An 11,051-nucleotide genomic window follows, 5' to 3' on the forward strand; every position below is an offset into this window, starting at 1 on the left:
CCTTCGGGGTGTGCGGTGTGCGGTGCGTGCGGGAGGCGTGCGGGAGCCCGGGTCTAGCGGGACGGGGTCATCGCCGAGATGATCTCGTAGGCGACGTGGGAGGCGGCGACGGCGGTCAGCTGTGCGTGGTCATAGGCGGGGGCAACCTCGACGACGTCGGCGCCGACCAGGTTCACGGCACGCAGGGCGCGGATCATGGCCAGGAGTTCCCGGCTGGTCATGCCGCCGGCCTCCGGGGTGCCCGTCCCCGGCGCGTGGGCGGGGTCGAGCACGTCGATGTCGACGGACAGGTAGACGGGGCGATCGCCGAGCCTGGCCAGCATCCGTTCGATGGCGCGGGCAAGGCCCTCGGTCTCGAACTCGGCGCTGGTGATGATCGCGAAGCCGAGACGTTCGTCGTCGCGGAGGTCGTCGCGGGAATACAGCGGGCCGCGGATGCCGACGTGCATGCTGGCCTGCATGTCGATCAGCCCCTCCTCCGAGGCGCGGCGGAACGGAGTGCCGTGCGTGACCGGGGCGCCGAAGTAGGTGTCCCAGGTGTCGAGGTGCGCGTCGAAGTGCAGCACCGCCACGGGTCCGTGCCGTTCGGCGGCCACCCGCAGCAGGGGGAGGGCGATGGTGTGGTCGCCCCCGATGACCACCAGGCGCTTGCCGTCGGCGGTCAGCTCGGAGGCCGCCTGCTGGATCTGGGCCACGGCCTCGGTGATGTTGAACGGGTTCGCGGCGATGTCGCCGGCGTCGACGACCTGCTGTGTGGAGAACGGCTCGACGTCCTGCGCGGGGTTGTAGGGCCGGAGCAGCCGCGAGGCCTCGCGCACGTGGGCCGGGCCGAAGCGGGCGCCCGGGCGGTAGCTCACTCCGCTGTCGAACGGCACACCGACCACCGCGATGTCGGCCCGGCCGACATCCTCGAGGCGGGGCAGCCGGGCGAAGGTGGCGATTCCGGCGTAGCGGGGCACCAGGCTGGCGTCCGTCGGGCCGATCGGCTGTTCGTTGACCATCAGTCGTCCTGCTTTCGTGCGTGTGGGGGTGTCGCTCATCGGGATGGTGCGGGATACTCATATGCAACATAAAGTGTTTGTCATGCAACTTTGAGCCTGGTCTGATTCTGGGGGCAGCGTCCCTCCCTGTCAAGATGATGCTCCCGGCCGCTCCGACGAAAGAGTCACATGAGACCCGTGCATCCAGCCCCCTCCGAGGATCGCGTCCGTGTCGGCGCCCGGCTGCGCGCAACCCGCCGGGCCCAGGGCCTGACGATCGAACAGGTCGCGGATGCCACCCACCTCACCAGGGGCTTCATCAGCCGGGTGGAGCGGGATGAGACCTCGCCCAGCGTCGCGACCCTGGTCACGCTCTGCCAGGTGCTGTCGCTGTCGGTGGGCTCCCTCTTCGCGGAGGCAGACATCGAGGTCATCACCCTGGCCGAGGCCCCCTTGATCAATATGGGCGGGACCGGCGCGGTCGAACGCCTCGTGACGCCGCGCAGCCAGTCCCGCGTGCAGGTGCTGCGCTCCACGCTCGAGCCCGGGGCCGACGGCGGCGAGAAGCTGTACACGATCAACTGCGACGCCGAGGTGGTTCACGTGATCAGCGGGCGGCTGACGGTGCGCTTCTCCGACCGCACCGTCGACCTGGCGGCCGGGGACACCGTCACGTTCGCCGGTCGCGAGCCGCACACCTGGCAGAACCCCGGCGACGCCGGCGCCGAGGTCATCTGGACGCTCGTCCCCGCCGCCTGGAGCGCCTAGCCCCCGCCCCGCCCCATCCCGCCCCATCCCGCCCCATCCCCCTCCCGCGAAACCGCAGTTGTGCGCGTTAAACGGGCGTTTTAGGGCGCACAACTGCGGTTTCGCGGGGAGGGCGGGCGGGGGTCAGGACTTCAGCGCGAGGGTGAAGGGCAGCACGGCCGAGACGCCTTGGTGACGGAGCAAGCGGCCGGCGACCGTGAGCGTCCACCGGCTGTCGGCGCTGTCGTCGATGAGCAGCACCGGCCGGCCGGCGAGCGATTCGAGGCCTTCCGCGAGGTGCGGGCCGACCGCCAACCGCTCCCAGACGTTGGCGAGCCGGTAGGCGCTGTTGCCGCCCGGCGTTCCTGTCGGGCCGCCGTTGGCGTGGTCGAGCGAGCCGAGCCAGGGCAGGCGGCCGGCGTCCGACAGCGCACGCGCGACCGACTCGACGAGCAGCGGATGCCGCCGCGACGGCATGCTGATCACGGCGGCCGGGCGCTCGTCCCAGTCCCAGTCGGCCAGGACGCGCACGCAGGCGGCCAGCATGGCGGCGCTCGCCGGGGCATCCGTCGCCCCCGAAGCGAACACGTCCCGGAGCGGCCCGCCCCAGCCGAGGTCGGTAAGCCGGGCAAGGGCGCGGCCGGTGGACAGGCGCTCGCCGAGCGGGATGTTGCCGCGCACGTCGACGCCGAGGCTCGCGACGCCGGTGGGCCACTGGGCGCGCGGCTCGATCGCCACGCCCACCCGGTCGAGCGACTGCGCGGCCGCGGAGGCCGCGGCCTCGTCGACGTCGGCCGGATACCAGGGCGCGGCGCAGGTGTCGCACCGGCCGCAGGGCACGGCCGTGTCGTCGTCGAGGGCGCGCTGCAGGAACTCCATCCGGCAGCCCGAGGTGCGTTCGTACTCGATCATCGAGCGCTGCTCGGCGACGCGCTCGGCGGCGATGCGCTCGTAGCGTTCGCTGTCGTAGACCCAGGGCTGCCCGGTGGCGACCCAGCCGCCCTTCACCCGGCGCACGGCCCCGTCGACGTCGAGCACCTTGAGCAGCAGTTCCAGCGGGGTGCGGCGCAGGTCGACCCGCGCCTCGAGCGCCGGCGTGGAGAGGGGGGCGCCGGCGGCGTCCCGCAGCGCCCCGAGCACGGCCTCGGCCTTGCCCTGGCTCGGCATGGAGGCGGTGGCGAAGTACTGCCAGATCGCCTCGTCCTCGAGCCCGGGCAGCAGCAGCACGTCGGCGTTCTCGGTCGCGCGGCCGGCGCGGCCGACCTGCTGGTAGTAGGCGACGGGGGAGGAGGGAGCGCCGAGATGCAGCACGAAGCCGAGGTCGGGCTTGTCGAAGCCCATCCCGAGGGCGCTCGTGGCGACGAGCGCCTTCACCTCGTTGTTCTTGAGCATCCCCTCCGACTCCTCGCGCTCGGCTGTGTCGGTCTGGCCGGTGTAGGCGCGCACGGCGTGGCCCGCCTCACGCAGCAGGCGCGCCGTGTCTTCGGCGTTCGCGACGGTGAGGGTGTAGATGATGCCGCTTCCGGGCAGTTCGGAGAGGTGGCTGAGCAGCCAGGCCAGCCGGGCCTTCGAGTCGGGCAGCCGGAGCACGCCGAGGCGGAGGGATGCCCGGGCGAGCGGCCCGCGGATCGTCACCACCTCGGTGGTCGAGCCCTCGGAAGTCGAGCCTGCCGTGACCCGGTGGTCCAGCTGGGCTGCGACATCCGTCACCACCCGGCTGTTCGCGGTCGCCGTCGTCGCGAGCACCGGCACGCCGTCCGGCATCTCGGCGATCAGGTCGCGCAGGCGCCGGTAGTCGGGGCGGAAGTCGTGGCCCCAGTCGGAGATGCAGTGCGCCTCGTCGACCACGAGCAGGCCGACGCGACGGATCAGCGCGGGCAGTTGTTCGTCGCGGAACGACGGGTTGTTGAGCCGTTCGGGCGACACCAGCAGCACGTCGACCTCGTCGGCCTGCAGCAACGCCTGCACCTCGGCCCACTCGTGGGCGTTCGACGAGTTGATCGACACGGCCCGCACGCCGGCGCGCGCCGCGGCGGCGACCTGGTCGCGCATGAGGGCCAGCAGCGGCGACACGAGGATTGTCGGCCCGGCTCCCTGGCGGCGCAGGAGCAGCGTGGCCACGAAGTACACCGCGGACTTTCCCCAGCCGGTGCGCTGCACGACGAGCGCCCGACGCCGCTGGTCGACGAGGGTTTCGATGGCCTCGTACTGGCCCTCGTGGAACTCGGCGTCGGGACGCCCGACCAGGGCGCGCAGGATCTCGAGGGCGGATGCGCGCGTGTCGGTGGTCATCCGCTCAGCTTGCCAGACCCCCCTGACAGCCGGAGGGAAGAGCGGATAGTAACGCAGCACTCTTGGGGCAGGGCCCCACGGAATGAAATTCATGAGATACTCTCAGTAAAATTCAGTGGCAACGATTCACGACAACGCGAATCGCTGATGGCCGCTCACCTGCGGCGCAGCGCATCTCGACGTCCTCGGGGCGTGATTCGAAGTCTGATTCGGCACATCGAACAGCGGTGATCGAACAGCGGTGATCGGAATTACCGATCGCCGACGGCTTCTCTGGGACGGGTGGAATGTCATGGGCTGGTTAGTGCGCTGGAGCCTCAGATTCCGCCTTCTCGTGCTGGCCCTGGCGGCCGGGATCGTCGGCTTCGGGCTGATCAATGCGCCGGAGATGTCGGTGGACAACCTGCCCGAATTCGCGCCTCCTCACGTTCAGATCCAGACCGAGGCCCTCGGGCTCTCCGCCGTCGAAGTCGAACAGCTCATCACGTCGCCCATGGAGGCCGACCTGTTGAACGGTGTCGCCTGGCTCGATGAAATCCGCTCCGTGTCCGTGCCGGGGCTCTCCTCCATCGATCTGATCTTCGAACCCGGCACCAACGTCTTGCGTGCGCGCCAGCTCGTGGCCGAGCGGCTCACCCAGGCATTCGCGTTGCCGAATGTGTCCACGCCGCCCGTCCTGATGCAGCCGCTGTCGTCCACCAGCAGGGTGATGATGATCAAACTCAGCTCGCAGGATGTCTCGCTGATGGACATGTCCGTCCTCGCGCGGTGGAACGTCAAGCCCAAGCTGATGGGCGTCCCGGGCGTCGCCAATGTGTCGATCTGGGGCCAGCGGGAACAACAGCTCCAGGTGCAGGTGGACCCGGATCAGCTCCGTGCGAAGGGCGTGACGCTCGAGCAGGTCATCGAAACGACCGGCAATGCCGTGTGGGTGTCGCCGTTGAGCTTCCTGGAAGCGTCCACTCCCGGTACCGGCGGATTCCTGGAATCCGCCAACCAGCGAATCGGCATCCAGCATGTGCTGCCGATCCAGACGCCGGAGGATCTGGGCAAGGTCACCGTCGAGGGCACGGAGAGTGGCCGGCTCCTGCTCCGCGATGTGGCCGAGCTCTCCGAGGACCACCAGCCGCTGATCGGTGACGCCGTCACCGGCGACGAGCCCGGCCTGCTGCTCGTGATCGAGAAATTCCCGGACACGAGCGTCGAAGAGGTCACCGGAGACATCGAGGATGCGCTCGATGACCTCAAGCCCGGCTTGACCGGCATCACCGTCGACAGCACGGTGTTCCGCCCCGCGTCCTTCCTGGCCGGTGCCGTCGACGATCTCGGCCTGGCGTTGCTGGTGAGCCTGCTGGTCGTCACCCTGGCCATTGGGCTGGCCTTTCGTTCCTGGCGGTACGCGCTGGTCGGACTGGTGGGCATCGGGCTGTCAGCGACCGCAGCCGCCGTGCTGCTCGAGCTGCAGGGAGCCGTCTTCAACACAATGGTGTTCGCCGGACTTGTCCTGGCGCTGGCCGTCATCGTGGGCGATGTGATCACTGACCTGCACAGCGTCAGGCTGCGAACGGATGCCGATGGTGCCGAACCCCAGGAAGGTCGGCTGGTTCGAGCCCTCAAACGCTCGCGAATCCCTGCCGTGTTCGCGGCCCTGATGTCCGCGCTGGCAGTGGCGCCCGCCCTCTTCGTGCCCGGTATCGACGGGGAATTCCTCAGGCCGCTGGTCCTCGCATACCTGTTGGCCCTGCTTGTCGCCGCGATCGTCGCGCTGACCGTCACTCCAGCCCTCGCCGGCATCCTGCTGGCCGGGGATCGTAGCCCGCGCCCCGATCCGGCGTTTCTTCGTCGGCTGCGCGCGAGGGGCAACAGTGCGGGGGAGAGACTGGCATCCGGAAGGCAGTGGGTAGCTGCGGCCGTTGTCGCCGCGATCGCGATCGCCGGCGTGGCCGCGATTCCGTTCCTGGCCGACGGCAAACCCATCGTCGCGGAGGTCCCCGACCGCACCATCCTCATCCAATGGGAGGCGGCCGCGGGCACTGCGGGAAGTGAATTAAGCCGCGTGATGGCAATCGCCGGCACCGAATTGCGCTCCGTGCCCGGCGTCGACTCCGTCGGCGGCCATGTCGGCCGGGCGATCACATCCGACACTGCATCCGACGTCAGCTCGGCAGAGCTCTGGGTCACGATGACGCCCGAAGCGGACTTCCGGGGCGTCCGGGCTGCCGTCGAGGACATCGTCATCGGGTATCCCGGAATCGCCACCGAGGTCATCACCTACCCGGAACGGCAGATCGCCGCGGTCCGAGACGCCGGCGAGCAGCCCTTCCAGGTGCGCGTCTACGGCATCGATCTGGACGTCATGCGGGAGAAGGCCGAGGAGGTCAGGCAGATCCTGGCTGAGACCGACGGTGTGGTGAACCCCCGGGTGGACGTGACGATCGACCAGCCCATCGCGGAGATCGAAGTGAACCTTGCCGCCGCCGAGAAGCACGGCATCAAGCCCGGCGACGTGCGACGTGCGGCCGCCGCCATTTTGCAGGGCATAGAAGTCGGGTACCTGTTCGAACAGCAGAAGGTGTTTCAGGTGGTGGTCAAGGGCAACGCCGAGGTTCGCAACAGCCTGACGAGCGTGCGTGAGCTGGTCATCAACACGCCCGACGGCGGTCATGTGCAGCTGGGTCAGGTGGCCGAGGTGCGGGTCAGCCCGAACCAGACGGTCATCAACCACGACGACACGTCCCGGCGCATCGATGTCAGCGCAGAAATCGAGGGACGGAGCCTCGCGGATGTCACGACCGACATCCAGGCGGCCATCGCGAAGATGGAGTTCCCGGTCGAGCATCACGCCGCGATTCCCCCGCAGTACGAGGAACAACAGGCTTCCGGGCAGCTCGTCTGGTGGCTGCTCGCCGCGGCCGTCATCGGGATTCTCATCCTCCTGCAGACGGTCCTGGGCAGCTGGAAACTGGCGGGGCTTGCTTTCGTGCTCCTGCCCGTGGCGCTGTTCGGCGGCCTGCTGGCCGCCGTGCTTGCCGAGGGCATCGGCTCGCTCTACGCGCTGATTGGATTCGCGGCCGTGCTGGCCATCGCCGTGCGGGATGTGATCCTGCTCCTGGGTCGATACCAGACCCTGCAGGGCCGCGACCCATCGGCGTCGCCGGAGAGCCTCGTCCGGGCGGCGTACCGGGACCGGCTTGCTCCGACCATCCTGGCCGGCCTGACGACGGCAGTTGCCCTGATCCCCCTGGTTCTCCTGGGGGGCGCAGTCGGAGTGACCACAATATTGCCGCTGGCCGTCATCGTCTGGGGCGGACTGGCGACGTCGGCGCTGCTCACCCTGCTCATCCTGCCCATCCTCCTCGAGCGGTTCGGGCCCGCGAGACAGGTGGAATGGGAAAGCTCGCTCGTAAGTTCTGATGGACCTGTACCGCAAGAGAGGCAGGACGTGTCATGAAAACCAACAGTCGTTCGCTGCGCCGGGGGACGATGGCAGCCGCGGTGGCCGCGGCGCTTGCCGTGGGCCTGACCGGTTGCGTCCAGCCTCCGGTCGAAGCGGCGCCCATCATCGCCGCGGCAACGAAGGAAGAGATCGCGGGCACGGACCTGAGCAAGCTGACCCTCACCGAGCGGGCCGTGGAACGACTCGACCTGCAGACGGTGGCCGTCACGGTCGGCGCCGGCGGGCTCGAAGTCTCGTACGGCGCCCTGATCTACACCTCCGAGGGAGACACCTGGGTGTACACGAACCCCGAGCCGCTCGTGTATATCCGGGCGCAGGTCGTCGTGGAACGCATCGACGGGGACACGGTCCGGCTGAGTGCGGGCCCCGCGGCCGGTACGAAGATAGTCACGGTAGGAGCGGCCGAGCTCTACGGCGCCGAATTCGACGCGGCGCACTGACATGCGCCGCGTCATCGGGTTCAGCCTCAAGTTCCGGTCGGTGATCGTCGCGATCGCCGTCGGGATCATGCTGTTCGGGGGAGTCCAGCTGAGCACGGCCTCCGTGGACGTCTTTCCCGAGTTCGCGCCGCCCAAGGTGGAGATCCAGACCATCTGCATCGGCCTGACCGCCGAGGAGGTTGAGCAGCTGGTCACCGTGCCCCTCGAGGAGGCGCTCAACGGCGTCGAGGGCCTCGACGACCTGCGCTCGAAGTCGGTCGAGCAGCTGTCCTCGGTCGTGATGATCTTCGAACCCGGCACGGACCTCCTGACGGCCCGTCAAATGGTGTCGGAACGCATCGCCATCGTGGTCCCGACGCTGCCCACCTGGGCCGCGCCGCCGGTGATGCTCCAGCCGCTCTCGTCGACCAGCCGGGTCATGAAGATCGGGCTGACATCCGATGAGCGCTCGCTGATGGAAATGTCCATGATCACCTATTGGAAGATCAGGGCGCATCTGCTGCGGGTGCCCGGCGTCGCAAACGTGGCGATCTGGGGCGAGCGACTGCAGATGCTCCAGGTGCAGGCGGAGCCGGACAAGATGCTGGCAGAGGGCGTATCCCTGAACCAGGTGATGGATGTCACGGCGAATGCGCTGGACGCCGGCCTGCTGCAATACTCCCCGGGCGCCCTGATCGGAACCGGGGGAAGCATCGGCACCCCCAACCAGCAGCTGGGCATCCAGCACGTGTTGCCGATCGCGACGGCCGAGGATCTCGCGAACGTGACCATCGAGGACCGTGACGGGACGCCGCTCAAGCTCGGGGACGTGGCGACCGTCGTCGAAGATCATCAGCCGCTGATCGGCGACGCGGTGATCAACAACGGCGAAGGCCTCATGCTGATCGTGGAGAAGCTCCCCTGGGGGAACACCCTCGAGGTCACGGAGGGCGTTGAGGCCGCGCTCGAGGAGATGAAACCCGGGCTCAGCGGCATTGACATCGATACCGCGATCTTCCGGCCGGCGTCATTCATCGAGGAGTCTTTGGACAACCTGACCCGGTCGCTCCTCCTGGGCTGCCTCCTGGTGATGATGGTCCTCGGGGCCTTCCTCTTCCAATGGCGCACGGCGCTGATCAGCCTGATCGCCATCCCGCTCTCCCTCGTGTCCGCGGCGCTGGTGCTGTATCTGACCGGCAGCTCGATCAACACCATGGTCCTCGCGGGACTGGTGATTGCGGTGGGCGTCGTGGTGGACGACGCGATCATCGACATCGAAAACATCATTCGCCGCCTGCGGCAGCATCGCGCCTCCGGCAGCACGAGATCCACGTCCTCGGTTGTGCTGGAGGCCTCGCTCGAGGTGCGCGGCCCGATTGTCTATGCCACGTTGATCATTGTCGTCGCGGCCATCCCGATCTTCTTCCTCGAGGGGCTGACCGGGGCGTTCTTCAGGCCGCTGGCCATCTCGTACACGCTGGCCGTGCTGGCTTCGATGGTGGTCGCGTTGACCGTCACTCCCGCGCTGGCGCTGCTCTTCATGCGCAACCTGCCGCTGAAGGAACAGGAGCCGCCGCTCGTGCGGGTGCTCAAGCGCGGATACCGCACGGTTCTGAAACCGATCGTCCGGAGGCCCGCGGGAGGGTACATCCTGTTCGGCTCCCTGGCCGCAACGGGCGCCCTCGTTGCTCCGTTGCTCGGGCAGTCGTTGCTGCCGGACTTCAAGGAGCGGGACTTCCTGATGCACTGGGTGACCCAGCCGGGTACCTCGGTGGCCGAGGAATACCGCATCAGCAAGCTCGCCTGCCAGGAGTTGCTCACCATCGACGGTGTCAACAACTGCGGCGCCCACATCGGGCAGGCGTTCGCGGCCGACGAGGTCGTCGGCGTCCATTTCGGCGAGAACTGGATCAGCATCGACCCCGAGGCGGACTACGAGAAGACCCATGCCGCGGTCCTGGAAATGGTCGAGGGGTATCCGGGCATCCACCGGGACGTCCAGACCTATTTGAAAGAGAGGATCAGGGAGGTCCTGACAGGCTCGAGCAACGCGGTCGTGGTGCGGCTCTACGGCGATGACCTGAACCTCTTGCGGTCGACGGGCGATGACATCCTGGAGATCTTCGAAAAAATCCCCGGGGCGATCGACGAGCATGTGGCCCTGCAGGTCGACATCCCCCAGCTCAGCGTCAAGGTGGACCTCGAGAAAGCCCAGACCTACGGGCTGAAGCCGGGCGATGTGCGGCGCGCGGCGGCAACACTGGTTGCCGGCGAAGAGGTCGGTGACGTCTACCGGGGCGGCAAGGCCTACGACGTGCAGGTCTGGAGCCCGGTGGAGATCCGCTCCGACGTGAGCAGCATCCGCAACCTGCCCATTGACACACCCAGCGGAGAGCAGATCAAACTGTCCGACGTCGCAGACGTCAAGCTCATCGCGACGCCGAATGTCATTCAGCGCGAGGAGGGCTCCCGGCGCATCGACATCGAGGCCAACGTCGAGGATGGCACCCTCGGGACGGTGGTCGCGGCGATGGAGGCCGGGCTGGCCGACCTGGAGCTGCCGACGGGGTTCCACGCCGAAGTCCTCGGCGAGTTCCAGGAACGTGAAGCCGCCTCACGGCTCCTGCTGACGCTGGCGCTGCTGGCGCTGGCCGTGATCTTCCTCCTCCTGCAGGCCGCGTTCGGCAGCTGGAGGCTGGCGACGTTGATCATGCTGACGCTGCCGATCGCCCTGGTCGGCGGGGTCTTCGCGGCCTTTCTGGGCGGTGGGGTGCTGTCGCTGGGCTCGATCGTCGGATTCCTCACGGTGATGGGCATCGCCGCGCGCAACAGCATCCTTCTGATCAATCACTGCCAGCACCTCGAGAAGAAGGAAGGGGTGACATTCGGCCCCGAGCTGGTGCTGCGCGGCGCCGGCGAGAGGCTCTCTCCGATCCTGATGACCACGCTGGCCACGGGACTCGCGCTCGTGCCGCTCGTGGTCATGGGCAACCTCCCCGGCCATGAGATTGAACACCCGATGGCACTCGTGATCCTGGGCGGGCTGTTCACCTCGACCCTGCTCAACCTGTTCGTGGTGCCGTCCCTGTACCTGAGATTCGCCAAGTCGAAGGCCTCGCTCGTTCCCGCCGAACTGTGAGTTTGGCACCTTCCCGG

The 11,051-nt window shown here is 68.2% G+C and carries 6 protein-coding genes; 4 read left to right on the plus strand and 2 right to left on the minus strand.

Features of this window, described 5'->3' with window-relative positions; genetic code table 11:
• Positions 1 to 53 precede the first annotated feature (53 nt).
• The gene (gene speB / locus BLQ39_RS00825; RefSeq protein WP_241982850.1) at positions 54 to 1,040 is read right to left on the minus strand and encodes an agmatinase; all 987 of its coding nucleotides are present in this window, start codon (positions 1,038 to 1,040) and stop codon (positions 54 to 56) included.
• Positions 1,041 to 1,169: 129 nt separating this feature from the next.
• Here speB and BLQ39_RS00830 point away from each other — a divergent pair, with 129 nt between their 5' ends.
• Complete coding sequence (locus tag BLQ39_RS00830) at positions 1,170 to 1,748, plus strand: helix-turn-helix domain-containing protein (RefSeq protein WP_092321184.1); 579 nt, start codon at positions 1,170 to 1,172, stop codon at positions 1,746 to 1,748.
• A gap of 123 nt (positions 1,749 to 1,871) precedes the next feature.
• On the opposite strand, the gene BLQ39_RS00835 is transcribed toward BLQ39_RS00830, so the two are convergent.
• Positions 1,872 to 4,019 (minus strand): RecQ family ATP-dependent DNA helicase, encoded by a 2,148-nt coding sequence (locus tag BLQ39_RS00835; protein WP_092321185.1) that lies wholly within the window; start codon positions 4,017 to 4,019, stop codon positions 1,872 to 1,874.
• 292 nt (positions 4,020 to 4,311) lie between these two features.
• On the opposite strand from BLQ39_RS00835, the gene BLQ39_RS00840 reads away from it, so the two are divergent.
• From BLQ39_RS00840 to BLQ39_RS00850, 3 genes are read left to right on the plus strand one after another with little or no spacing between them, the layout of a single operon-like run.
• Positions 4,312 to 7,470, plus strand: coding sequence for an efflux RND transporter permease subunit (locus tag BLQ39_RS00840; RefSeq protein WP_092321186.1), 3,159 nt, complete (start codon positions 4,312 to 4,314; stop codon positions 7,468 to 7,470).
• A complete protein-coding gene (locus BLQ39_RS00845; protein WP_092321187.1) occupies positions 7,467 to 7,916 on the plus strand; it encodes a hypothetical protein in 450 nt (149 codons plus the stop codon). The genes BLQ39_RS00840 and BLQ39_RS00845 overlap by 4 nt, the downstream gene beginning before the upstream one ends.
• Position 7,917: 1 nt before the next feature.
• Entirely contained in the window at positions 7,918 to 11,034 is a 3,117-nt protein-coding gene (locus BLQ39_RS00850) for an efflux RND transporter permease subunit (protein ID WP_092321188.1), read from the plus strand.
• Positions 11,035 to 11,051: the final 17 nt, after the last annotated feature.

It is taken from the genome of Cryobacterium psychrotolerans, assembly GCF_900101115.1.
Classification (GTDB): Bacteria; Actinomycetota; Actinomycetes; order Actinomycetales; family Microbacteriaceae; genus Cryobacterium; species Cryobacterium psychrotolerans.

Bases quoted from the DNA above. Each gene is read 5' to 3' on its own strand.
- speB (WP_241982850.1), bottom strand. From the start codon at position 1,040: ATGAGCGACACCCCCACACGCACGAAAGCAGGACGACTGATGGTCAAC.
- BLQ39_RS00830 (WP_092321184.1), top strand. From the start codon at position 1,170: ATGAGACCCGTGCATCCAGCCCCCTCCGAGGATCGCGTCCGTGTCGGC.
- BLQ39_RS00835 (WP_092321185.1), bottom strand. From the start codon at position 4,019: ATGACCACCGACACGCGCGCATCCGCCCTCGAGATCCTGCGCGCCCTG.
- BLQ39_RS00840 (WP_092321186.1), top strand. From the start codon at position 4,312: ATGGGCTGGTTAGTGCGCTGGAGCCTCAGATTCCGCCTTCTCGTGCTG.
- BLQ39_RS00845 (WP_092321187.1), top strand. From the start codon at position 7,467: ATGAAAACCAACAGTCGTTCGCTGCGCCGGGGGACGATGGCAGCCGCG.
- BLQ39_RS00850 (WP_092321188.1), top strand. From the start codon at position 7,918: ATGCGCCGCGTCATCGGGTTCAGCCTCAAGTTCCGGTCGGTGATCGTC.